The 22865-nt window shown below is 69.8% G+C and carries 21 protein-coding genes and 1 pseudogene; 12 read left to right on the top strand and 10 right to left on the bottom strand.

Annotation, left to right across the window (positions count from 1 at the left end):
- Window positions 1-127 precede the first annotated feature (127 nt).
- A pseudogene (locus tag KO481_RS20870) lies at window positions 128-385 on the top strand (NAD-dependent deacetylase); the annotation flags it as partial.
- Window positions 386-654: 269 nt separating this feature from the next.
- Here KO481_RS20870 and KO481_RS20865 read toward each other — a convergent pair.
- Complete coding sequence (locus KO481_RS20865) at window positions 655-2739, bottom strand: magnesium chelatase subunit D family protein (RefSeq protein WP_308166710.1); 2085 nt, start codon at window positions 2737-2739, stop codon at window positions 655-657.
- A gap of 478 nt (window positions 2740-3217) precedes the next feature.
- On the opposite strand from KO481_RS20865, the gene KO481_RS20860 reads away from it, so the two are divergent.
- Window positions 3218-3961, top strand: coding sequence for an EI24 domain-containing protein (locus KO481_RS20860; protein ID WP_215918959.1), 744 nt, complete (start codon window positions 3218-3220; stop codon window positions 3959-3961).
- A 50-nt stretch (window positions 3962-4011) separates the two neighbouring features.
- On the opposite strand, the gene KO481_RS20855 is transcribed toward KO481_RS20860, so the two are convergent.
- Together KO481_RS20855 and mqo are read right to left on the bottom strand one after the other, a co-directional pair.
- Window positions 4012-4461, bottom strand: a complete 450-nt coding sequence (locus KO481_RS20855; RefSeq protein ID WP_215918859.1) for a GNAT family N-acetyltransferase — start codon at window positions 4459-4461, stop codon at window positions 4012-4014.
- A gap of 21 nt (window positions 4462-4482) precedes the next feature.
- Window positions 4483-5997, bottom strand: coding sequence for a malate dehydrogenase (quinone) (mqo, locus tag KO481_RS20850; protein WP_308166709.1), 1515 nt, complete (start codon window positions 5995-5997; stop codon window positions 4483-4485).
- Between the two features lie 244 nt (window positions 5998-6241).
- Here mqo and KO481_RS20845 point away from each other — a divergent pair, with 244 nt between their 5' ends.
- The gene (locus KO481_RS20845; RefSeq protein ID WP_308166708.1) at window positions 6242-7357 is read left to right on the top strand and encodes an alpha/beta hydrolase; all 1116 of its coding nucleotides are present in this window, start codon (window positions 6242-6244) and stop codon (window positions 7355-7357) included.
- Window position 7358: 1 nt separating this feature from the next.
- Here the strand turns inward: KO481_RS20845 and KO481_RS20840 are convergent, their stop codons facing one another.
- From KO481_RS20840 to map, 3 genes are all read right to left on the bottom strand, one after another.
- Entirely contained in the window at window positions 7359-7922 is a 564-nt protein-coding gene (locus KO481_RS20840) for an alpha/beta hydrolase (protein ID WP_215918856.1), read from the bottom strand.
- A gap of 67 nt (window positions 7923-7989) precedes the next feature.
- Entirely contained in the window at window positions 7990-9576 is a 1587-nt protein-coding gene (locus tag KO481_RS20835) for a cobyric acid synthase (protein ID WP_215918958.1), read from the bottom strand.
- A gap of 79 nt (window positions 9577-9655) precedes the next feature.
- Window positions 9656-10519 (bottom strand): type I methionyl aminopeptidase, encoded by an 864-nt coding sequence (gene map, locus KO481_RS20830; RefSeq protein WP_215918855.1) that lies wholly within the window; start codon window positions 10517-10519, stop codon window positions 9656-9658.
- Window positions 10520-10671: 152 nt separating this feature from the next.
- Between map and KO481_RS20825 the strand changes: the two genes are divergently transcribed.
- Entirely contained in the window at window positions 10672-11679 is a 1008-nt protein-coding gene (locus KO481_RS20825) for an LLM class flavin-dependent oxidoreductase (RefSeq protein ID WP_215918854.1), read from the top strand.
- Window positions 11680-11691: 12 nt separating this feature from the next.
- Here the strand turns inward: KO481_RS20825 and KO481_RS20820 are convergent, their stop codons facing one another.
- Entirely contained in the window at window positions 11692-12381 is a 690-nt protein-coding gene (locus KO481_RS20820) for a GntR family transcriptional regulator (RefSeq protein WP_215918957.1), read from the bottom strand.
- A 248-nt stretch (window positions 12382-12629) separates the two neighbouring features.
- Here KO481_RS20820 and KO481_RS20815 point away from each other — a divergent pair, with 248 nt between their 5' ends.
- The 6 genes from KO481_RS20815 to KO481_RS20790 all read left to right on the top strand — a co-directional run bounded on the left by KO481_RS20815 (window position 12630) and on the right by KO481_RS20790 (window position 18594).
- Window positions 12630-13745 (top strand): TIGR03364 family FAD-dependent oxidoreductase, encoded by a 1116-nt coding sequence (locus KO481_RS20815; protein WP_215918852.1) that lies wholly within the window; start codon window positions 12630-12632, stop codon window positions 13743-13745.
- Between the two features lie 11 nt (window positions 13746-13756).
- Window positions 13757-14440 (top strand): phosphonatase-like hydrolase, encoded by a 684-nt coding sequence (locus KO481_RS20810; protein ID WP_215918850.1) that lies wholly within the window; start codon window positions 13757-13759, stop codon window positions 14438-14440.
- Between the two features lie 122 nt (window positions 14441-14562).
- Window positions 14563-15624 carry a 2-aminoethylphosphonate ABC transporter substrate-binding protein gene (locus tag KO481_RS20805; protein ID WP_215918848.1) on the top strand — a complete coding sequence of 354 codons (1062 nt, stop codon included), beginning with the start codon at window positions 14563-14565 and terminating at the stop codon, window positions 15622-15624.
- A 23-nt stretch (window positions 15625-15647) separates the two neighbouring features.
- Window positions 15648-16850, top strand: coding sequence for an ABC transporter ATP-binding protein (locus tag KO481_RS20800; protein ID WP_245401191.1), 1203 nt, complete (start codon window positions 15648-15650; stop codon window positions 16848-16850).
- Complete coding sequence (locus tag KO481_RS20795) at window positions 16847-17794, top strand: 2-aminoethylphosphonate ABC transporter permease subunit (protein WP_215918846.1); 948 nt, start codon at window positions 16847-16849, stop codon at window positions 17792-17794. Before KO481_RS20800 ends, KO481_RS20795 begins: the two co-directional genes overlap by 4 nt.
- 2 nt (window positions 17795-17796) lie before the next feature.
- Window positions 17797-18594, top strand: a complete 798-nt coding sequence (locus KO481_RS20790) for an ABC transporter permease (RefSeq protein ID WP_215918845.1) — start codon at window positions 17797-17799, stop codon at window positions 18592-18594.
- A 109-nt stretch (window positions 18595-18703) separates the two neighbouring features.
- Here KO481_RS20790 and KO481_RS20785 read toward each other — a convergent pair whose 3' ends face one another.
- Entirely contained in the window at window positions 18704-19225 is a 522-nt protein-coding gene (locus KO481_RS20785) for a DUF4254 domain-containing protein (RefSeq protein ID WP_245401190.1), read from the bottom strand.
- 388 nt (window positions 19226-19613) lie between these two features.
- Here KO481_RS20785 and KO481_RS20780 point away from each other — a divergent pair, with 388 nt between their 5' ends.
- Window positions 19614-20477 carry a helix-turn-helix domain-containing protein gene (locus tag KO481_RS20780; protein ID WP_215918844.1) on the top strand — a complete coding sequence of 288 codons (864 nt, stop codon included), beginning with the start codon at window positions 19614-19616 and terminating at the stop codon, window positions 20475-20477.
- A 1-nt stretch (window position 20478) separates the two neighbouring features.
- On the opposite strand, the gene KO481_RS20775 is transcribed toward KO481_RS20780, so the two are convergent.
- Both KO481_RS20775 and KO481_RS20770 read right to left on the bottom strand, forming a co-directional pair.
- Window positions 20479-21285, bottom strand: coding sequence for an ABC transporter permease (locus KO481_RS20775; RefSeq protein WP_215918843.1), 807 nt, complete (start codon window positions 21283-21285; stop codon window positions 20479-20481).
- Window positions 21282-22085, bottom strand: a complete 804-nt coding sequence (locus tag KO481_RS20770; RefSeq protein WP_308166707.1) for an ABC transporter permease — start codon at window positions 22083-22085, stop codon at window positions 21282-21284. Before KO481_RS20770 ends, KO481_RS20775 begins: the two co-directional genes overlap by 4 nt.
- A gap of 291 nt (window positions 22086-22376) precedes the next feature.
- Between KO481_RS20770 and KO481_RS20765 the strand changes: the two genes are divergently transcribed.
- Complete coding sequence (locus tag KO481_RS20765) at window positions 22377-22832, top strand: hypothetical protein (RefSeq protein ID WP_215918841.1); 456 nt, start codon at window positions 22377-22379, stop codon at window positions 22830-22832.
- Window positions 22833-22865 lie beyond the last annotated feature (33 nt).

Here is a 22865-nt window from a genome sequence, read left to right as displayed (position 1 = left end):
ACTACTGACTCCTGCGCGACCGGCCCTACCCCGGCAACCGGCCCTTCGGACAAGCCACAACCCGGACCTACCGCCATCCACCCCTAACCCCGACCTGCAACCCACGTCTTGACACGAGAGGGGAGCCTACTTCGGCGAGAACGTGCCCAAGGCCCGCGTCGCGGAGTCGTTCGCCCTGGTCGACTCGGCCGAGGCGCTGCTCGCGGCCGGATCGTCGCTGACGGTGATGTCCGGCCTGCGCTTCGTCCGGCACGCGGCCAAGTCGGGGCGACCCGTTGTCATCCTCAACCGCGGCCGCACCCGCGGCGACGATCTCGCCGACCTCACCGTCGACGCGGGCTGCTCGGAAATGCTCACGGCGCTCGCGGACGCCCTCACCCCGTAACGTCCTGAGCGCGGTCATCTCGACGCACGGAACGGGCTGCCCGGTCCGAGGCTGCATCGTCGATCGTTGCCGCCCCGAATGCGTTCCGGCACAGGCTCATACCCCCACCGGCCTAGGTGCCCGGCGACCGTTGCCGCCGGGATCGCGGATGCGCCGCGGCAACAACAATCGGCCGCGGCGAACTGCGGAGCGCTGGAACCGGTGCGGAGGGTCGGCACCACCGCCCCGGCAGTCCGGGCCGTATCGGCAACCCGGCTCGGGGACGAGAGCTACGCCGCGCGGGAGCCGGACCCGCCCCGCGACGAGACTCCCGCTCGCACCACACCGGCGACGGAATCACCCGTGATCTCGGCCAATTGGATGTAAGTGGCGCGCAGGTCGCGGGCGAGGTCCGCGGCTAAGCCCAGGCGGATCATGCCGCGTTCGCAGTCCACCACGACTCCCGCGACGCCCTCGCGGGCCAGGGTGCGGGCCGCGGCGCGGGCGCGCGGGACGGGATCGACGCCGCCGGTCGCGCGCCCGTCGGTGAGCAGCACCACCATGGCGCGGCGCTGCGGGTCGCGCACGCGCTCGCGGTGCACGACCTCGCGCGCGGCGTGAAGTCCCTGTGCCAGTGGCGTTTTGCCGCCGGTGCGCAGGCCTGCCAGGCGGCGCACGGCGATATCGACCGAGGAGGTGGGCGGCAGCACCAGTTCGGCCTCGCTGCCGCGCACCGTGATCACCGCGACCTTGTCCCGGCGCTGGTAGGCGTCGCGCAACAGAGCCACGATCGCGCCGGTCACCGCGGAGAGGCGATCGCGCGCGGCCATCGAACCCGACGCGTCGACCACGAATATCACCAGATTGCCCTCGCGCCCTTCGCGATACGCGCCGCGCAGGTCGACGCTCTCGAGGGCGAGCGGCCCGGAGAACCGGCCGCGGGCGCGCTGGTGGGGCGCGGCGGCGAAGACCGTGCCGAGCAGATGCAGTCCGGCGGTCGCATCGGGCGTCGCCCGGACGACGCGGCCGTGCCGGGTGTGCGCGCGGGAACGGCGGCCGGGTGCGCCCTCGCCGACCCCCTGGATCTCCCAGCGTGGCGGGCGGGCAACGGAATTCGCGGGCGTGCCGGTGGTCCGCTCTGGCGCGCGTCCACCGCCGGGGTGGTCGGGCCCGCCGTCGGGGTCGTCGTCGGGACGGTCGGGTCCGGGACCGTGGTCGTGCGGGCCGTGTTCGTCGGGCCCGTCCTCGCCAGGGCTCGAATCCTGGTCGCCGCGCCTCGCGGAATCCTGTTCGGCGTCACCGAAGCCGCGGTCGTCAGCCGGGTCGCGCGGATCGGGCTGCTCCGATTCGCCCTCCCCCCTGTCGGATTCGCGCTCGGCCCGCGCGGCCTCCTGCTCGGCCTGCCGCATCGCCTCCTCGAGCTGCTCCTCGCTGATCCCGGGCTCGTCGAACGGATCGCGCCGACGCCGGTGCGGCAGCGCCAGTTCCGCGGCGATCCGCACGTCGTCGGCGGTGACGCGGCGGCTTCCACGCCAGGCGGCGTGCGCGGTGGCGGTGCGCGCGACGACCAGGTCCGCGCGCATGCCGTCGACGTCGAAACTCGCGCACAGCGCGGCGATCCGCCGCAGCTCGACATTGTCCAGGAGCACCTCGCCGACCACATCGCGGGCAATCAGGATGCGATCGGCGATCTCGCGGTCGGCGCCGGAGTAGCGGGCGGCGAATCCGTCCGGATCGGCCTCGTAGTCGAGGCGGCGGCGCACCACCGCCATGCGCACGTCCACGTCGCGGGACGCGGCCACATCCACCGTAAGCCCGAACCGGTCCAGCAGCTGCGGGCGCAGCTCACCCTCCTCCGGGTTCATCGTTCCGACGAGCACGAACCGCGCCGGATGCGAGTGCGACACCCCGTCGCGCTCGATGTGCACCCGTCCCATGGCCGCGGCGTCGAGCAGCACGTCGACCAGATGATCGTGCAGCAGGTTCACCTCGTCGACGTAGAGCACGCCGTGATGCGCGGCCGCCAGCAGCCCGGGCCGGAACGCCTGCTCCCCGTCGCGCAGCACGCGCTGCAGATCCAGCGAGCCGACCACCCGGTCCTCGGTCGCGCCGACCGGCAGCTCCACCAGCCGCGCGGGCCGCTCACCGCGCTCATCGGCCACCGGCGGCAGCAGCTGGGCCAGCGCCCGCACCACGGTCGACTTCGCCGTCCCCTTCTCCCCGCGGACCAGCACGCCGCCGATCCCGGGATGCACCGCGCACAGGATCAGCGCCAGCTGCAACTGCTCCTGCCCGACCACCGCCGAGAACGGAAACCCGGCCTCACCGGACGCAGCGCCGGAACTCACGGAGATATCAGCCAACGACTCGGACACTCCCCAACTCTATTGGGCCGGGCGCGTCCCGCCCTCGCCGCCCTCACGTGAGCAATCGCACCCACACAATCCTTCACACCCGTCTATCCGGCGATCAGCACTCGCGATGCGGCCCGATATGGCCCCGCGCCGATCGGGCCCACCGCGGAACCTGCCGACGCGGGCGGCCTGATCTGCTCCGCGCGATCGCCGAGCACAGGGCTGCCCTCACGATCCCCGGACCAACGCGAGGTTGCCGAAACCCTCGGCTATGACAATCTCGGTGTCGAGCACGGGTGGTGGGACCGCGCCCGGCGCCACCGCCTGGGGCTGGGCCAGCGCCTGCCGTGAGAAGCCCGGCCCGATCAACGGATTTCGCGCCCGGACGAACCAGCCCGATGCAATTGTGTGCGAACGGCTACGGCAAAACCCGTCCGGAATTCCAGCTACAGCAATCGCTTTCGGCTTGCACACCACATATGCTGCGCGCGTGCGTGATATGGCAACCGGATTCGGATATCTGCTGCAGGGGCAGCGTTGGGTGGGGGCGCATCGGCGTCAGCTGGGGTTCGGGCTGATTCCCGGGCTCATCGCGCTGGCACTGTATCTGGCCGCGATCGTGGCGCTGGGATTGTTCGTCGGCGACCTCGTGACGTGGGCGACGCCCTTCGCCGATCATTGGGCCGCGCCGTGGCCGGGGGTGCTGCGCGGTTTCCTGGACGTGCTGCTGATGGTGTTGTGCCTGTTCCTGGCGGTGATCACGTTCACGGCGCTGACCCTCGCGCTGGGGCAGCCGTTCTACGAGGCGCTGTCCGGGCACGTCGAGCAGTCGATGTCGCCCGGAATTCCGGTGCCCGAGTCGGGGCTGCCGGTGGGACGGATGATCGGGGACGGAATCCTGCTGGTGCTGCGGGCCGCGGTCTGGGGCGCGGCGCTGTTCGTGGCCGGATTCCTGCCTGTGATCGGGCAGACGGTGATCCCGTTGATCGGCATCGGCGTCACCGGATTCTTTCTGGTCCAGGAGCTGACCACGGTGGCGATGCAGCGGCGCGGCATCGATCTGCGGCGGCAGCTGCGATTGCTGCGCTCGCGCCGGATGCTGGTGTGGGGCTTCGGAATTCCGCTCGCGGTGGCATTTCTGGTGCCGTTCGTCGCGGTATTCCTGATGCCGGGGGCGGTCGCGGGCGCGACCATGCTCACCCGCGAGGTGTGCCGCACGGCGCCGGCTCCCGCTCGGCACTGAGGATCCGAACAGGCGGTCCCGCAATCGTTCTCGATTGCGGGACCTGAGCATCAACCCCGTCGCATCGGAATGTGCGGGATGCCGTCCTCGATGTACTCGTCGCCGTCGACCGCGAAGCCGTGCTTGATGTACATATCCTTCAGATAGGTCTGCGCGTTCAGACGCACGGTGGCCGAACCGGTTTCGGCCAGCGCCGCCTGCAACAGCCGCGTGGTGTACCCGTGTCCGCGGGCCGCGGGCGCGGTGCACAGGCGGCCGATGCGGAACGATTTCACCCCGTCCGCGTGTTCCTCGAGCAGCCGCAGGGTGCTGATTGCCTCACCCTCGTCGTCGAGCCACAGGTGCCGGGTCTCCGGCAGCAGATCGAACCCGTCCAGCTCGGGATATGCGCACTTCTGCTCGACGACGAACACTTCGACACGAAGCTTCAACAGCTTGTACAGGGTGGCGGTGTCGAGATCCGCGGCCCAGGACCGTTTGAGAGCAACCGTTGACATCATCGCGCCTTGCTATCACATAGTTCAGTTTTGCGCGAGTTCTGCCTGCGGAGTGTTGCCGACCAGGCCCAGCGCCCGGGACGACCAGTCCCAGATCTCCTGGTACAGACCCTGGTTCTCCGACAGCTTGACGCCCAACGACGGCACCATGGCCTTGAGTTGCGGTGTCCAATCGGCGTATTCGCGCGGGAAGCACCGCTGCAGCACGTCGAGCATGGCGCTGACGCAGGTGGAGGCGCCCGGCGAGGCGCCGAGCAGACCCGCGATCGAACCGTCGGCCGCGGTGATGACGGCGGTGCCGAGCTCGAGCACGCCGCCGGCGCCCTTGCGGCGGATGATCTGCACGCGCTGCCCGGCGGTGATCAGCTCCCAATCGTGCCCGTCGGCGCGCGGGACGAACTCCTCCATGGCGTTCACCTTGCCCGCCGGGGACTTGAGCAGCTCGCTGACCAGGTACTTGACCAGGCCCATCTCGGTGAGGCCGACGCCGAGCATGGGGGTGAGATTGCCGGGACGGATCGACTTGAACAGGTCGCCGTACTTGCCGTCCTTGAGGAACTTCGGCGTCCAGCCCGCGTAGGGGCCGAACAGCAGGCCGCGCTTGCCGCCGATCACGCGAGTGTCCAGGTGCGGCACCGACATCGGCGGCGCGCCGACCGCGGCCGCGCCGTACACCTTGGCCTCGTGCTGGGTGATCAGCTCCGGGTTGGTGCACCGGAAGAACTGGCCGCTGACCGGGAATCCGGCGAAGCCCGCGATCTCCTTGATCCCGGAGTGCTGCAGCAGCGGCAGCGCGTAGCCACCGGCGCCGACGAAGACGAACTTCGCGTTCACCGTGCGGACCGCGCCGGTACGGGTGTTGCGCACCTTGACGTTCCAGCTGCCGTCGGACTGCTTGTTCAGGTTGCGCACCTCGGTGCCGAACGCGATATCGGCACCCGAGCGGCCCAGGTAGGCCAGCAGCTGCTTGGTGAGCGAACCGAAGTCGATGTCGGTGCCCTTGGAGCTCCAGTTCAGCGCGACCGGATCGGAGAAGTCGCGGCCCTTGGCCATCAGCGGCAGGCGCGCGGCGAACTCGTCGGGCGAGTCGATGAACTCCATGCCCTCGAACAGCGGGTGCCGGGCCAGCGCCTCGTAGCGCTTGCGCAGGTAGTCCACGCCGTCGGCGCCGTGGGTGAAGCTGACGTGCGGAACCGGGTTGATGAACTCGGACGGGCTGCCCAGCACGCCGTTCTCCACGGCGTAGGACCAGAACTGCCGCGAGACCTGGAAGCGCTCGTTGATGTCGACGGCCTTGGAGACATCGACCGAGCCGTCGGCCTTCTGCGGTGTGTAGTTCAGCTCGCACAGGGCGGAATGGCCGGTGCCCGCGTTGTTCCACGGGTCACTGCTCTCCGGAGCGGCGGCGTCGAGGCGCTCGAACATCGTGATGGACCAGTCGGGCTGCAGCTGGCGAAGCAGCGCGCCCAGGGTGGCACTCATGATGCCGGCACCGATGAGGACTACATCGGTCTTTTCAGTCATCGCAGCGTTCGGCACGGGTACTCCGACTTCCTTGTCCTTGTGCGCGGTCGCCTCCGGGCGGACCAACTCTGGCCATTGTGTTGTGCGTCACCGGAATTCCGGCAAGTAGGGCGGGCCTGAGGTTACCCGCCGTTCACTTCAACCTAATTCTGCCCCTGTCCATGCCCCATTCTCCAAACTCCTACACCCGCTCCGACCGGGCATTCGGCGCCGCTCACGTCGCTGAGCGGGTCGAATGCGGGTCGAATATCGTGGAGTTGTGACCAAACGAACGCCGCTAGCACAACCACGGACCGACCCCTGGCAGCCCGATGTGCTGGGCGCGGGGTACGAACAGCGCCGCATCCCGCTGGGCGACGACCCGGACGGCGAGGGCACGGTGGAGGCCACCCTGGTCCGGTACACCGGCTCCCCGGCCGCCGATGCCGGCTCCGACGACCCCACCCCGGCCACCTCCGGGACCGCGGACGCCGCATCCGACCCCGGCGACGCGGCATCCCGAGCCACCGTGCCCGGCACCGACGCGCCCACCGCGGCGGTGCTCTACGTGCACGGCTTCACCGACTACTTCTTCCAGCAGCACTTGGCCGAGCACATGGCCGCGCAGTCGCACCGCTTCTACGCGCTGGATCTGCGCAAGTGCGGACGCTCGCGACTGCCCGGCCAGACTCCCCACTACGTGAGCGATCTGGCGCTCTACGACGCCGAGCTGAACGAGGCGCTGCGCATCGTGCGCGAGGAGACCGGCCTGCCCGTGCTGGTGATGGCCCACTCGACCGGCGGCCTGGTCGCCTCGCTGTGGCTGGACCGGCTGCGCAGCGCCGAGGGCACCGCCGGGGTGACCGGCCTGGTCCTGAACAGCCCGTGGTTCGACCTGCAGGGGCCGTCCTACTACCGGACCATCGGCACGCCCCTGATCGACGGGCTGGGCCGGCTGCGGGCGATGACCCGCATGCCCGGCGCGGAGCTGACCACCTACGGCGACAGCCTGCATCAGAGCGTGGCGGGCGAATGGGACTACAACCTGGATTGGAAGCCGCTGACCGGTTTCCCGGTGCACTTCGGCTGGCTGCGTGCGATCCGGCGCGGGCACGCGCGGCTGCAGCGCGGTCTGGACATCGGGGTGCCCGCGCTCATCCTGCGCTCCAAGGTCACCCGGTTCATGCGCGCCTACGGGCCGGCGGCCGACGTGGCCGACGTGGTGCTGGACGTGCGACAGATCCAGCGCTGGTCGGGCTGCCTGGGCGGGCGGACGAACATCGTGCCGATCGAGGGCGCGCGCCATGACGTGTTCCTGTCCGCGGCGCCGGTGCGCACGCAGGCGTTCGGGGAGCTGGACTCCTGGCTGCGCTGGCTGGCGCAGCGACAGGACTAACTCACCACTGCCCGCTGCGCAGCACGATCTCGGTCGCCAATTCCTGCGCGGCCTCGGTGGCGGGTTCGGCGACGTCGACCTGCGCCACCCGGAATTCGCCCCAGACGTGCCGTCCGGCGGTCTCGGCGACCGTGCGCGGCAGCCGTTTGGTGGCGATGACGGTCGTCGGGATCTCCACCGCGGGGCAGGTGGAGTCCGCGACGACGCCGTCCGCGCCCGGGGCCGCGGGATGCCCGCGCCCGGCGACGACCAGGCCCATCACCCGGCCGAAGCCGCGCGCGGCCAGCTGCCAGGCCAGGTCCGCGCCGGCGCCGCAACCGGCGAGGTTCGCCCACGGCACACCGAGCTCGTCGAGAATGCTGTAGACCGTCGGCGCATCCAGCCCGTCGATGCTCTCGAACGCGATCGTGCGAAGGTCGGAGGTGTGCAGCCGGGCACACACCTGGTCGTAGACATCGGCCGCCGCCTGGGCGTCCGGCAGCAGTACAACGGTGTGCCGGAACTGCTCGCCGCCGATTCGGACGGTCCACGCGCGGTCACCGACCGCGATCCGCCGAGTTTCCATGACGCTCCACGCTACACGGCGCCCGCCGGTCGGACCGCGTGTCGTCGGCCACGGCAGCCGCCGTCGGTCAGCGGCGCACGGTGAGGGTGGGTACGCCGGGCGTGGCGCCCGCGGTGATCAACTGCTCGAGGGTGGCGGTGTCGAGATGCTTCTCGATCAGGTCGGCGAGCAGATCCAGCTGGGACTCACGCTCGGCGGCGACCGAAATATCCTCTGCCACGCGGAATCCCGGGCGTCCCGCCCGGGCGGCGACCTCGCACAGCCAGGCACGGCGGAAATCGTCGGACTCCAGCAGCCCGTGCAGATGGGTCCCCCAGATCGCCCCGCGCACACTGCCTTCGGTGCTCCCGTCGGCGAGCTCGAGCCACCCCCGGTCACCGCTGCGCCGCACCCGGCCGTAATGAATCTCGTAGCCGTGCATCGGGACTCCCGCCGTACCGGCCGGCGCCGGGGCGGGGGCCGTGGCGGGCGCGTCATCGGAGGCATGGAAGGCCTGGCTCGCGCCTCGACCGGTGGTGTGCCGCAGCACCTTCGGCTCGGCGAACTCGATGTCCAGCTCCAGCAGGCCCAGGCCCGCGACCGCGCCGGAGGCCGATTCGACCTCGTCGAATATGCGTTCCGCCAGCATCTGGTAACCGCCACAGATGCCCAGGATCGGGCGGCCCGCGGCGGCTCGCGCGACCACGGCCTCGGCGATTCCGGTGCGGCGCAACCATTCCAGATCGCCGACCGTGGACTTGCTGCCGGGCAGGACCACCAGGTCGGCATCGGCGAGGCGGGAGGGGTCGTCCACCCAGCGCACGCTGACCCCGGGCTCGCAGGCCAGCGCCTCGATATCGGTGGAGTTGGAGATGCGTGGCAGCCGGATCGCGGCGACGGTCAGCCACTGCGAACCCAGCGGCGGGCGCGAGCGGCCGACCGGGGCGTCGGCGAGCGTGCCGAGCGAGTCCTCCGCGTCGATCCACAGTCCCTCGGCGAAGGGCAACACGCCGAGGGTGGGCCGGCCGGTGAGCGCGGTCAAACGGTCGAGCCCGGGGCGCAGCAGGTCCACATCGCCGCGGAACTTGTTGACGATGAATCCCGAAATGAGCCGCTGGTCATCGGGTTCCAGGATCGCCACGGTGCCGAACAGATGCGCGAGCACCCCGCCGCGATCGATGTCGCCGACCAGCACGACCGGAAGATCGGCCGCCCGGGCCAGCCCCATGTTCGCCAGATCCGTTGCACGCAGGTTGATCTCGGCGGGCGATCCCGCGCCCTCGCAGATCACCACGTCGAATTCGGCACGCAGCGCGGCCAATTCGTCGGCAACGACGCCCAGCAGGTGCTGCCGGTGCCGGAAGTAGTCCTTCGCGCCGACCGTGCCCACCGCTCGACCGCGCACCACCAGCTGCGAGCGCCGGTCGCTGCCGGGCTTGAGCAGCACCGGATTGAACCGCACGCTCGGTTCGAGCCCACACGCCCGCGCCTGCAACGCCTGCGCCCGCCCGATCTCCCCGCCGTCGAGGGCGACCACGGAGTTGTTGGACATGTTCTGCGCCTTGAACGGGGCGACCCGGACGCCCCGCCGGACCAGCATGCGGCAGATCCCGGCCACGACAACGCTTTTGCCCGCGTCGGAGGTCGTTCCGGCGACCAGCAGCGCGCCCTTCACAACTGCCGTTCCCGGTCGCCGGAGCAACGCCTCGAACCATTTCGGCGCTGCCACACGGCATTCCGGCGTGCGGGGCTGTTCACGGCAGGGTCAGGATTTCCGCGCCGTCTTCGGTCACGACCAGGGTGTGTTCGAACTGGGCGGTCCACTTGCGGTCCTTCGTGACGACCGTCCAGCCGTCTTTCCAGATCTCGTAGTCGATGCCGCCGAGGTTGATCATCGGCTCGATGGTGAACGTCATGCCGGGTTCGATGACCGACTCGACCGACGGCTGGTCGTAGTGCAGGATCACCAAGCCGCTGTGGAAGGTCGGGCCGACGCCGTGACCGGTGAAGTCACGCACCACGCCGTAGCCGAAGCGGTTGGCGTACGACTCGATGACGCGGCCGATCACGTTCAGCGCCCGGCCCGGCCGCACCGCCTTGATGGCGCGCATGGTGGCCTCGCGGGTGCGCTCGACCAGCTGCCGCACCTCCTCGTCGACGTCTCCGGCCAGGAACGTGGCGTTGGTGTCGCCGTGCACGCCGTCGATGTACGCGGTCACGTCGATGTTGACGATGTCGCCGTCCTCGATCACGGTCGAGTCCGGGATGCCGTGGCAGATCACCTCGTTCAGCGAGGTGCAGCAGGACTTGGGAAATCCCTTGTAGCCCAGGGTCGACGGGTAGGCGCCATGATCGCACATGTACTCGTGCGCGATCCGGTCGAGCTCGTCGGTGGTGACCCCGGGCGCGACGGCCTTGCCGGCCTCCTCGAGCGCCTGAGCGGCAATCTTGCCTGCGACGCGCATCTTCTCGATCGTCTCGGGCGTCTGCACCCAGGGCTCGTGGCCCTCGTTCGCGGTCTTCTTCCACGCGTACTCCGGGCGCGCGATCGAACGCGGCACCTCACGGATCGGGGATTGGACGCCGGGTACGAGCGCCTTACGGGTACGGACTGCCATGCGAACAGATTATCCGCACACCAACCCCGGTCTCTCGGCTAGTCCCGGCCCTCGCGCGGGTCCGGCGGCGCCCTCCCACACCGGGGAATTTATCCGGACCACGGTCCGTTTAGGATGTCGATATCAGCGGCACCAATCAGAAGGACTGGGCAATGGAACTTGGATTGACAACCTTCGCCGAGCGGCACGCGGTGGGCGGCCGTCCGGCGCCGAGCGCGGGCGAGCGGTTGCGCCAGGTGGTCGAGGAGGCGGTGGCCGCCGAGCGCGCCGGACTGGACATCTACGCCGTGGGCGAGCATCACCGGCAGGACTTCGCCGCATCCGCACCCGCGGTCGTGCTGGCCGGCATCGCCGGACGCACCGAGCGCATCCAGCTCTCCAGCGCCGTGAGCGTCCTCAGCTCCGCCGATCCGGTGCGGCTGTACCAGGAGTTCGCGACGCTGGACCTGCTCTCGAACGGCCGCGCCGAGCTGATGGCCGGGCGCGGATCGTTCACCGAATCGTTCCCGCTGTTCGGCTACGACCTCGCCGACTACGACGATCTCTTCGAGGAGAAGCTGGGCCTGTTGCTGCGCCTGCGCGACGAGGAGCCGGTCACCTGGTCCGGACGATTCCGCCCGGCACTGCACGAGACGACCGCGTACCCGCGCACCGACCGCCCGCTGCCGGTGTGGATCGCCGTCGGCGGCAGCCCCGAATCGGTGGTGCGCGCCGGACTGCTCGGCCTCCCGCTGGCGATCGCCATCATCGGCGGTCAGCCCGCGCGCTTCCGCCCGCTGGTCGACCTGTATCACCGCGCGCTCGAGCAGGGTGGGCACGAGCCGCAGCCGGTCGCGGTGCACGCGCACGGCTATCTCGCCGACAGCGACGAGCAGGCCGTGGCCGACTTCTACGAGCCCTACGCCGCGGCCATGTCCGGACTTGGCCGCGAACGCGGCTGGGGCCCAATGACTCGCACCCAGTTCGAGGCGCTGCGCTCCCCTGAGGGGTCGCTGTTCGTGGGCACGCCCGACCGCGTCGCGGAGAAGATCGCCGACGTGCGCGACACTCTCGGACTCTCCCGCTTCATGCTGCACCCGAGCGTCGGCACGCTCCCGCACGACCGGGTGCTGCACGCGATCGATCTGCTCGGCGAGAAGGTCGCCCCGCAGGTGCGTTGAGCGAGTCGAAATCTACTCGCGCAGATGGGTTTCGAAGGCCATGCGGTCGCCACGGTAGAGCGACCGGACGCGCTCGATGGGTTCCTCATCGACATCGACGGTGCGACGATGCAGCAGGATCATCGGCAGGGCCGTGGTGCATTCCAGCAGCGCGGCCTCCCGCGGGGTGGGCAGCACCGTCTCGATGCGTTCGGTCGCGGACCCGAATTTCACGCCCGAGGCGCGGACTGCCGCGTAGAGCGAGGTCGTGGGGTCGTAGCTCGCGCGTAGCGACCCGAAGCGGTCCAGGGGCATGAATGTGCTTTCCAGTCCGACCTTTTCGCCGTCGGCGAGTAGCACGCGCTCGAGATGCATGACCGGGACACCGGGACCCACACCGAGCGCGCGGGCGGTCGCCTCGTCCGCGGGAACATCCGCCCAGGCGACCAGGATCCGTCCAGGCTTGCGACCCAGGCTGATCGCGCCCTCGGTGTAGGAGCGCAACGACAGCGGCTGCACCATTTTCGGGCGCGATACCACCGTGCCGCGACCCTGGCGCCGAATCCTGCCCTGCACCAGCAGCTCTCGCAGCGCCTGGCGCACCGTCTCGCGGGCCACCTCGAACCGCGCCGCGAGATCGCGTTCGGAGGGGACCGGATCACCCTCGTCGAGCCGGTCGAGAATCGCCTCCACCTCGGTGCGTACCCGATAGGTCTTCGACATCGGCTCGAAAGCGTCGCCCACACGGGCATTTTCGAGCACGCCGCCGCCGCGCCGCGCATCGCCCCCGGCCGCGGCGCTCTCCGATTCATAACGAACGGACATCGCACCTCCTCGGCCGCACTCTCCGGAATCCCACCCGCGTCGCATTCACGTCACCAGCGTACCAATAATTGGTCTATACCAATTGTTAACCCAGCGTTCTCACGGGCCACACCCAAAGGTCTAGACCATTGCGCATCATGCTTGGCATGCGATTGGTCATCATCGGCGGCGGGATCCTCGGCACCGCGCACGCCCTGGCCGCGGTCGGCCGCGGGCACACGGTCGTGCAGGTGGAACGAGAGGTCGAGGCCCGCGGCGCCACGGTCCGCAACTTCGGTCTGGTCTGGGTATCGGGCCGCAGCGAGCGCGAATTGGAGATCACCCTCCGCTCGCGCCGCCTGTGGGAGGAGATCGGCGGACGGATCGCGGGCGTCGGATTCCGCCCGGCCGGATCCATCACACTGGTGCGCACCGACGCCGAACTGGCCGTCGCCGCGGCGGCCGCGGCGGCACCGAGCGCCGCCGAACGCGGTTTCGAGCTGCTCGAACCGGCCCGGGTGCGCGAGATCAACCCCGCGCTGCGGGGCAAATACCTTGCCGGACTGCACTGCTCGACCGATGCCGCGGTGGAATCGCGGCAGGCCATGCCCGCCCTGCGCGCCTACATGCAGGCCACCGGCCGATACACCTTCTACGCCGGCACCGAGGCCCGCACGATCAGCGGCGGCACCGTCACCGACGACCGCGGCCGCCGCTTCGAGGCCGATCTGGTACTGGTCTGCCCCGGCGCGGCGCATTCGGGCCTGACGCGGGAACTGGTGGGAGACATCCCCGTTCGGCGCGTGCGACTGCAGATGATGCAGACCGCGCCGCTGGGCGAGCCGCTGACCACCGCCATCGCCGACGGCGACAGCTTCCGCTACTACCCCGGCTTCGCGGGTCCCGAGCTGGACCACCTGAACCGCGAGGAATCCCAGGCGTTCACCGCGGCCCAGCACAAGATGCAGCTGCTGTGCGTGCAACGCCTGCACGGCGGGCTCACCATCGGAGACACCCACGAATACGACGAGCCGTTCGCGTTCGACGTCGACGAGGCGCCCTACGAGCACCTCACCGCCGTCACCGAGGAACTGCTGGGCCGCAAGCTGCCCCAGGTCGTGCGCCGCTGGGCGGGCGTCTACAGCCAGAGCATCGACCCGGGCGCCATCGTCACCCGCGCGCAGGCCGCCGACAACGTCTGGGTGATCACCGGCCCCGGCGGGCGCGGCATGACCCTGGGCCCCGCGCTCGGCGAAGAGACCGCCGACCTGCTCAACCTGTGAAAGGAATCACGTTGTCCGAGAAGCAGATCGAACTGGCCGTGCTGGACATGGCCGGAACCACGGTCGCCGACGGCGGACTGGTGCTGCGCGCCTTCGATGCCGCCGCCACCGCCGCGGGCATTCCCGCCGACGGGCCGGAGCGGGCCGCCGCCACCGAGTACGTGCTGGAAACCATGGGCCAGTCCAAGATCACGGTCTTCCGTGCCCTGCTCGGCGACGAGGACCGCGCCCAGCTGGCCAACCGCAGCTTCGAGGCCGCCTACGACGAGTTCGCCGCCGATGCCACGCCGATTCCCGGTGCGGCCGAGGCGATCTCGCGGCTGCGCGCGGGCGGGGTCAAGGTCGCGCTCACCACCGGATTCAGCCGCGGCACCCAGGACCGGCTCCTGGACGCGCTGGGCTGGGGCGAGATCGCTGATCTGACGCTCTGCCCGGCCGAGGCCGGACGCGGGCGGCCGTATCCGGACATGGTCCTCACCGCGCTGCTGCGCCTGGAGATCGACGCCGTGGATCGCGTTGCGGTCCTGGGCGATACGAGTAGCGACATCGCCACCGGACGGGCCGCCGGCGCCCGGATCGTGGCGGGCACGCTGACCGGCGCGCACAACGAGGACCAGCTGCGCGGCGCGGGCGCCACGCACGTCGTGCCGTCGGTGGTCGAATTCGCCGATCTGCTGCTGGCCGAACGGTCCTGACCCGAGCCCACCCCTTGATCCCCCGCCCCTGCGACTCCCACTCGACCCACCCACCCCATCGGTTCCGCAAGCTCGAACCGACTCACCATCCCCGTTTCCCCTGAACGAAAGTTGCAGTCATCGTGCGTATTCCGACTCCCCGCCTCGCACGCACCGCGCTCATCCTCGGCACCGCCGCGGCCGTCACCCTCACCGCCGCGGCCTGCGGCGGCACCGGCACGAATGCCGGCGGCGGCAAGACCGTCACCGTGTACTCCGCCGACGGCATGGCCGACTGGTACAAGCCCGAGTTCGCCAAGTTCACCCAGCAGACCGGCATCGCGGTCAACTACGTGGAGGCCGGTTCCGGAGAGGTGGTGAACCGGGTCGACAAGGAGCAGTCCAACCCCCAGGCCGATATCGTCGTGACGCTGCCGCCCTTCATCCAGAAGGCCGACCGGAAGGGCCTGCTGCAGGACAGCGGCGTGGACACCAGCATGGTCGCCGCCACCGACAAGGCCGCCGACGGCAAGTACGTGAATCTGGCCGACAACTACCTGACGTTCATCGCCAACCCGTCGGTGGACACCTCGAAGATCACCTGGAACGACCTGCTCGACCCCAAGTACAAGGGCAAGGTCCAGTACTCCACCCCCGGACAGGCCGGTGACGGCACCGCCGTGCTGGTGCTGCTGCAGCAGCTGATGGGCAAGCAGGGCGCGTTGGACTACCTGGCCAAGCTGCAGGCCAACAACGTCGGTCCGTCGTCCTCGACCGGTAAGCTGCAGGCCAAGGTCGACAAGGGTGAGCTGCAGGTCGCCAACGGCGACGTGCAAATGAACCTGCAGGACATCAAGGACAGCGGCGTCAAGTTCAACCTGTTCTTCCCCGCCACCGACGACGGCAAGCGCAGCACGGTCTCGCTGCCCTACGTGATGGGCCTGGCCAAGGGCGCACCGCACAAGGACAGTGCGGCCAAGCTGATGAACTTCCTGCTCACCGCCGACGTGCAGAAGACCCTCGGCCCGGATGCCTACGCGGTGCCGGTCCGTACGGATCTGGCGAACCAGGCCGCGGCGGGCACCGGCCCGTCCGCGAGCGCGACCATCGCGGGAGTGACCGTGGTGCAGCCGGATTGGAACGCGGTCAACGACACCCTCGAAGCCGACGTCGCCGCCTACAACAAGGCCACCGGCCAGCAGTGATGCCGAACCCCAGGAGCGCATCCATGTCCGCACCGACGCCCGGCGTGAAAACCGCGGCGCACAGCGTGAATTCGGCGGCCGCCGACACCCAGCCCGCGATCGTGTTCGACCGCGTGGGCGTCAGCTACGGGCGCGGCCGCAAGTCCACGGTCGCACTGGCCGACTTCTCGCTGCGGGTGGCCGCGGGCGAGACCGTTGCGCTCCTGGGGCCCAGCGGTTCCGGGAAATCGACCGCACTCAAGGCCCTGGCGGGATTCGTCCGGCCCACCTCCGGCTCGGTTCGCCTCGCCGGACGCGACGTCACCGATCTCTCGCCCGCCAAGCGGGGCATCGGCGTCGTCGTGCAGTCCTACGCCCTGTTCCCGCACATGCGGGTCGCCGACAACGTCGCCTTCGGCCTCCGGTCACATCGGGTGCCGCGCAAGGAGATCGGCGATCGGGTCCGCGAGGCGCTGGAGATGGTCGGGATGGGCGACTACGGCCGGCGGCTCCCGCGCGAGTTGTCCGGCGGGCAGCAGCAGCGGGTAGCCATCGCCCGCGCCCTGGCGATCCGGCCCGCGGTGCTGCTGCTCGACGAGCCGCTGGCCGCGCTGGACGCCCAGCTGCGCCAGTCCATGCTCACCGAGCTGCAGCAGCTGCGGAAGGCCCTGCCGGACACCGCGATGCTGTACGTCACCCACGATCAGTCCGAGGCGCTGGCGCTGGCCGACCGGATCGCGGTGATGCGCGACGCACGACTGGTCGACATCGACACCGCCGAGAACCTGTGGCGCCGTCCGCCCAGCTCGTTCACCGCCGCCTTCCTGGGCGGCGCGAACCTGTTGTCGTGCACGGTGAAACACATCTCCGGCACCGTCGCGCTCGTGCAGACCGGCGAGCAGACGCTGCGGGCCGAGGCTCCGAAACCTGGTGTGGGCCAGCTCGACTGGACCCCGGACGACGACGGCCTGCTGTGTGTGCGCCCGCACACCGTGCAGATCTGCAACACCAACGAGCGGGACGCGGTGCTCGCCACCATCGTGGCCAGCGTCTGGCGCGGGTCCACGACCCGGCTGAGCCTGGACGTCACGGGTCTGCCCGCCGAGCTGACCGCCGACGTCCCGGGCCACGTGGATACCGCCGTCGGCGCGGTCGTCGGGGTGAGGCTGCCGGACCCGGCGGGCGTGCTCATTCCCGCCGCGGTCGGATCGGCCTCCGCCACACCGGTGACGGAGGGGCGAGCATGATCACCGTCCGTCGTCCCGGCGCACGGCCCGCCGCACACCTGGTCCGTGAGGGGGATCAGGTGTGCCGCACGCGCCCGAGCGCCGGCGAGGTGGCCGCCCCCGCCACCCCTGCCCCGCAACGCAACTGGCGTCCGATCGTGTGGTCGATTCCCCCGATCGTGGTCGTCCTGGTGATCGCCGTCTATCCGGTCGCGCGGGTGCTGACCGAATCGACCTCGTCCCCCGGCGCGTGGTCGCAGGTGCTGGGGTCCACGGCGTTCCTGAATGCGCTGTGGCGCACCGTGTCCATCGCGGTCTGCTCCACGGCCGGATGCCTGGTACTGGGGACGTTCCTGGCCGTCGTGCTGGCGTTCGTGCCGTTTCCGGGCTCGGGCGTGGTCGGGCGGCTCATCGATACGGTGCTCACACTGCCGTCCTTCCTGATCACGCTGGCGTTCACCTTCCTGTACGGCACCGTCGGCGCGCTCAACGCACTGATCACCCAGCTGACCGGAAATCACACTCCCGCACTGAACTTCCTGTCCACCCCGACCGGCGTCGTGCTCGCCGAGATCACCTACTTCACCCCGTTCGTGGTGCGGCCGCTGCTGGCGGCATTCGCGCAGCTGCCGCGCGAGCAGCTGGATGTGGCGGCGAGCCTGGGCGCCTCGCCGTGGCGGGTGCTGCGGCAGGTGGTGCTACCCGAGGCATGGCCGGCCCTCGCCGCGGGCGGCAGCCTGGTGTTGCTGCTGACGCTCAACGAATTCGGCATTGTGCTGTTCACCGGCGCCAAGGGCGTCATCACCCTGCCCGCGCTGATCTACACCCGCGGCATTGTCACCTTCGATCTGCCGGGCGCGGCGGTGCTGGCCACCGTGCAGGTGCTGCTGTCGCTCACGCTGTACATCGGCTATCGGCTGATCTTCGCCCGGTTCAGCACATCTCGAACCAGCCAGGAGGGCTGATCATGCTGGTGTGGACCCGCCGCGGCCGGGCCGTCGTGCTCGCGGTCTTCGCGTTGCTGGTGCTGGTGGTCTTCGCCGCCCCGATCGCCACGGTGGTCGCGGCCGCCCTGGCCGGCCGGTGGTCCGGCGCGCTGCCCTCGCACCTGGGTTTCGCGAACTTCTCGCGCGCACTGTCCGGCGAGCAGGCCGCGAGTCTGTCGGTGAGCCTGCAGACGGCGCTGCTGGCGGGCGCGATCTCGCTGGTGCTGGGCACCTGGGCGGCGCTGTCGGCGCGCGAGGCCCCGCGCTGGTGGCGGCGCATCACCGACGCGGTGTTCCATCTGCCGGTGGCCGTGCCGTCGGTGGCGATCGGGCTGGGCGTGCTGATCGCGTTCAATCAGCGGCCGTTGCTGCTGGGTGGCACGAAATGGATTGTGATCGTGGCGCATTCGGTGCTGGTGCTGGCATATGCGTTCAGCGCGGTGGCCGCGGCGCTGGACCGGCTCGACCCGGCATACCGCCAGGCCGCAGAATCCCTCGGTGCGGGCGGCGCGCGCGTGCTGACGCGAATCACGTTGCCGCTGTTGCTGCCCGCGCTGGGGGCGGCCGCGGGCCTGGCGGTCGCGCTGTCGATGGGTGAGCTGGGCGCCACCATCATGGTCTACCCCGCGACCTGGAAGACGTTGCCGATCACCATCTTCGCCGCGACCGACCGCGGTCAGGTCTTCGATGCGGCCGCGAGCACCACGCTGCTGGTCGCGGTGACGCTGGTGGTGCTGTTGATCCTGGGGCGGGTGCGCGGGCGGGCCGCGCTGCGATGAGAGCCCGGCGTGCCGCGCCAGTCGACCACGCGGCACGCCGGGCGGGGCGCCCCGTTGCGCCCGCCGTCACAGGCGGGCAATGACCTTGTCTACCATCGAATCCGGACGGTCACTGCTCGGGCAAACGACGACGGCCACCGGCCACGTCGATTACGAGATCAGTGTAACCGTCGACAAGTTCGGCAAGGTGATACCAGCGTTTATGGGTGTTGTCACTGCGCGGACCGTCGCGATCGATGGCCTGATTCGCATCGACCCAGCTGCGGGCCATGCGATCGACCACCGCGCCGAGGCTTTCGGTGTGCAGTGAGGCGCCGTTGCGGTGCTGCGGCATCTCCTGTCCCACCCAGTCGTTGATGTCGTCGACGAGTTCGCTGCGGCGGCAGTCGATCTCGGCGATCATGGCCGGGTCGTGCAGCTGGACGCGCCGGGAGTGCATCTCGGCCAGCGCGTGGGCAGAGCGCAGCAGCGTCTGGTCGTCGAAGCGGCGGCCCTGAAATGCACACAGCAATTGCGGCGCCGTCGGCAGCACGCCAGCTATCGACATGGTCATCGACGCACCCCGAAAACTGTGGACTGCACCACTGTTTGCACCAACATAATCGGTCTCCGGATTCAGTTGTACCGTCATCGGATCGGTGGTTCAGAACTAGGCTAGCTCGGATCATGCTCTTACAGATGCAAGAACGCAAGATTGCGTCCGCCCGCTTTTTGTCAACCTCCGTTACCCCCTACCTGGGCGCGGATCATTCTGAGCGACAGTCGCTTCCGATCGAATAAGCACACCGGACGTCCGGTTTTCCCATGCCGGGAATGCACGGCCCGGGGCTCGCAATTTTCGGCCATATCGATCCGCTACCGGAGAATCGCGCGCCGGGGCCGCGACAGAACCATCCGTGGTGAGGTCGCAGGCGGTATGCTCGGACGCCCTATCACCGCAAGCCGGTTGCGGGGCGCGGCGGCAGGCGAAGGCTGAATTCGAGCGGTGGGCTCCGAATGCGCAAAGGAGATGGCGCGCGATGGCAGGTAAGCGCACTGTGCTGACGGTCCAGCTCAGGCGGCTGGCGGTACTACTGCACGAGATGCGGGAAGAGGCCGAGGTCAGCAAGGAGACGGTCAGCGCCCGCACCGGGATCAACGTCACCACGCTCTACCGGATCGAGACCGCCCAGGCCCGCCCGCAGCGACGCACCCTGATGGCGATGCTCGAGCTGTACGGCGCCACCGAGGAGCGCCGGTCCGATGTGATGAAGCTGCTGCAGGAGGCGCAGAAGCCCGGCATGTCGCGGCCGTTCGAGGCGGCGGTCTCGGAGGTGTACGCCGCGTACATCAACTTCGAGACCGAGGCGCTCTCGGCGCGGCTGTTCCAGACCTCGTTCATTCCGGGCCTGCTGCAGACCGAACGGTATGCGTGGGCCGTGCTGGACACTGCGATGCCGAAGGTCGAATCGTCGGTGATCGAGCAGCGCCTGCGCGCCCGCGTCGAACGCGCGAAGATCCTCGCACGCGCCAACGACCCACTCGAGCTGTGGGTGGTGCTGGACGAGGCCGCGATCCGGCGGGTGGTCGGCGGTCCCGACGTGATGCGCGAGCAGCTCGAGCGCCTCACCGCCGACTGCGAGAAGCGCAACGTGATCCTGCAGGTGCTGCCGTTCGACTCCGGCGCGCATCCGGCGATGGTCGGATCCTTCGTGGTGCTGGACTTCCGGAATCCGGCCGATCCGGAGCTGGTCTACGTCGAGGGCATCGCGGGCGACGATATCGTGGAGGGCCACAACGAGATCCGGCGTTTCGGCGTGATGTTCGACCAGCTGCGCGCCATGGCCCTGAGCCCGCGCGATTCGGCCGCACTGATCGCCGACGCGGCGCACAAGCTGCGCTGAATCAGGCCCTGCTCGCGCGGGTATAACCGACGGCGGCGGGCACGGCGAACACCACCAGCGCACCCAGTGACCAGGCCAGCGTCGCAAGCAGCGGCCCGCGGACCGGGCCACCGAGCGACAGGCCGCGCATCGCATCGATCGCGTACGACATGGGCTGATGCGCCGCGATCGGCTCGGCCCATGCCGGATACGCGGCCAGCGGCACGAATCCCGTCGAGAAGAACATCAGCAGCGACGACCCCAGCGAAATCGCCTCCACCAGTGCGGTTCTGGCGGTGAACACCGCGGCCGCGGTCACCAGGGCGGCGAATCCCAGGCCGTACACCATCGGCACCCCCAGCAGCGCGATCGCGGCCGGGATTCCCTGGCGGAAACGGAATCCCAGCGCCACCCCCACCCCGAACAGCACCAGCGTGCAGACCACGATCCGGACCCCCTCGGCCAGAATCCGCGCCAGCAGCCCCGAGGCGCGATGCACCGGCAGCACCCAGAATCGGGCCAGCAGTCCCGCATCCCGTTCGCGCCCGAGGGTGATCGCCCCCGCCACCGACCCGGACATCACCGCCACCAGGGTCACCATCGGCACCGACCCGTAGAGCGCGCTCGCCCCCGAGAAGGCCGAAATCTGACGCCCAAGCACGGTATTGAGCATCACCAGCAGCAGCGCCGGGAGCCCCAGGGACGCCACCACCGTCAACGGGTCACGGCGCCATCGGATCAGCAGCCGCCGGGTCTGAAGAAGAGTCTGCGGCAGCAACTTCCGCCAGGTTTCGGTGGGGCCGGTGACCTCCGGCAGCACCGCGGTCACCGATGCCTCCGCGCGGCGACGACCCCCGAGCCCGCACCGAACGCCACGAGCGCGACCAGCAGCCAGGCGATCCCCGGGCCCAGGGCCGACCAGCTCACCGCGCCCGCGCCGCCCGCGCGATCCCCCGCCAGCACCCGCATCACGTCGACGAACTGCGAGACGGGCTGATTGCGCGCGAAACCCCGGATCCAGCTCGGGAACTGGGCCGCCGGGGCGAATCCGGTGGAGACCATGCCCAGGATCAGCTGGGGCAGTACCAGCGCCTGCGTGGTCGCCTCGGGGCTGCGCGACAGCGCTCCGATCAGATCGCCGGCCAGGCCCAGCATCAAGCCGAGCAGCAGCGTGTAGACGAGGAAACCGACCGTGTCCCACCAGCTTCCATAGAAGCGGAAGCCGATGATGTGACCGCAGACCAGGCCCGCGCACAGCGCGATGACCACCCGGTACAGCGTGGCCGCGATGCGCGCGGCCAACGGCGCGGCGGTGGGCATCGGCATGGCGGCGAATCGTTCGTCGAGTCCGTCACGGCTATCGGTGGCGGCCCGCAGCGCCGCCGTGGTCGCGCAGAACGAGACCGCCTGCATGACGATCATCGGCATCAGGAACTGCGCGTAGCTGCTCATGCCGAAGCCGAAGAGCGTCATCACCCGGTTCAGCGGCACGAAGAATCCGATGGTGAACACGCTCGGCGTGAGCAGCGCGGTCAGCACCTCGCCGTTGCGCAGCGAGGGCCGCACGATGCGCAGCGTCAGCACCCACCACTGCCGGATCGGCAGCACGAGCACTGCGGCAGTGCTCACCCCCGGCTCCACAAGCTCCGCCGGCTCACCGTCCCCACGGTCGGCAATCGCGGTGTGCCCGTCCATCCGTCCACGCTCCGTCCCGCGTCAGCCAACCGGTCGTCTCCATCTCACCAGATGAGGCGGGCGAAGTGACGGATTTGCGGACGCCAATCACCCCAGGGTGCACCGCGACCACCCCTTGCGGGGCCGGCGACCACTACTGGGGATGCTGTCGAATCGCCCGCCGACCGACCAGATTGGAATCACCGCGACCGCGAGCGAACCCGAACTCCGAAGGGGCCTGTAGCAATGCCGAAGATCATCGACTCTACTGCCGAGATGCACAACATCTCCGCAGCTCCGTCCACATATGACAGCCCCCGCCACGTGCGGTCCGCGGCCACCACCGAGATCGGAACACTCGATCAGCACAAGCTGGACTGCTGGGCCAACCGCATCGCCAGAATGTTGCTGCGCCGCGGCGCCCACCCCGGCGCGTACATCGCCACGGCCGGGCTGCCGGTGCTGGAGGGCGCGGTGACCCGCTGGGCGATCGCCAAGATCGGGGCAATCCCCGTGCCGGCGGCCTCCGGCCCGCTGCGCGACCGAGCGGGCATCGGCGTGACAACCCGGGCCCGGCGGCCCGAGCCGGACACTGTCTCCTGGCTGGTCCTCGATGACCACAGCACCCTCGTCGAGTACCTGACCGGCTCGGACGCCCCGATCACCGACGCCGAACTGGGCGTGACCCGCCAGGCGTGCTGACCGACCCCACCCCAACCACCCGCAACCACAAGC

Source organism: Nocardia albiluteola (assembly GCF_018860155.1).
Classification (GTDB): Bacteria; Actinomycetota; Actinomycetes; order Mycobacteriales; family Mycobacteriaceae; genus Nocardia; species Nocardia albiluteola.
This window is presented reverse-complemented; position numbering and strand designations above follow the sequence as displayed.

Excerpts from the sequence above, each read along its gene's own strand:
- KO481_RS20795 (WP_215918846.1), top strand. The coding sequence starts at position 16,847 with ATGATCACCGTCCGTCGTCCCGGCGCACGGCCCGCCGCACACCTGGTC.
- KO481_RS20840 (WP_215918856.1), bottom strand. The coding sequence starts at position 7,922 with ATGGAAACTCGGCGGATCGCGGTCGGTGACCGCGCGTGGACCGTCCGA.
- KO481_RS20820 (WP_215918957.1), bottom strand. The coding sequence starts at position 12,381 with ATGTCGAAGACCTATCGGGTACGCACCGAGGTGGAGGCGATTCTCGAC.
- map (WP_215918855.1), bottom strand. The coding sequence starts at position 10,519 with ATGGCAGTCCGTACCCGTAAGGCGCTCGTACCCGGCGTCCAATCCCCG.
- KO481_RS20780 (WP_215918844.1), top strand. The coding sequence starts at position 19,614 with ATGGCAGGTAAGCGCACTGTGCTGACGGTCCAGCTCAGGCGGCTGGCG.
- KO481_RS20785 (WP_245401190.1), bottom strand. The coding sequence starts at position 19,225 with ATGACGGTACAACTGAATCCGGAGACCGATTATGTTGGTGCAAACAGT.
- KO481_RS20855 (WP_215918859.1), bottom strand. The coding sequence starts at position 4,461 with ATGATGTCAACGGTTGCTCTCAAACGGTCCTGGGCCGCGGATCTCGAC.
- KO481_RS20815 (WP_215918852.1), top strand. The coding sequence starts at position 12,630 with ATGCGATTGGTCATCATCGGCGGCGGGATCCTCGGCACCGCGCACGCC.
- KO481_RS20765 (WP_215918841.1), top strand. The coding sequence starts at position 22,377 with ATGCCGAAGATCATCGACTCTACTGCCGAGATGCACAACATCTCCGCA.
- KO481_RS20800 (WP_245401191.1), top strand. The coding sequence starts at position 15,648 with ATGTCCGCACCGACGCCCGGCGTGAAAACCGCGGCGCACAGCGTGAAT.
- KO481_RS20790 (WP_215918845.1), top strand. The coding sequence starts at position 17,797 with ATGCTGGTGTGGACCCGCCGCGGCCGGGCCGTCGTGCTCGCGGTCTTC.
- KO481_RS20860 (WP_215918959.1), top strand. The coding sequence starts at position 3,218 with ATGGCAACCGGATTCGGATATCTGCTGCAGGGGCAGCGTTGGGTGGGG.
- KO481_RS20825 (WP_215918854.1), top strand. The coding sequence starts at position 10,672 with ATGGAACTTGGATTGACAACCTTCGCCGAGCGGCACGCGGTGGGCGGC.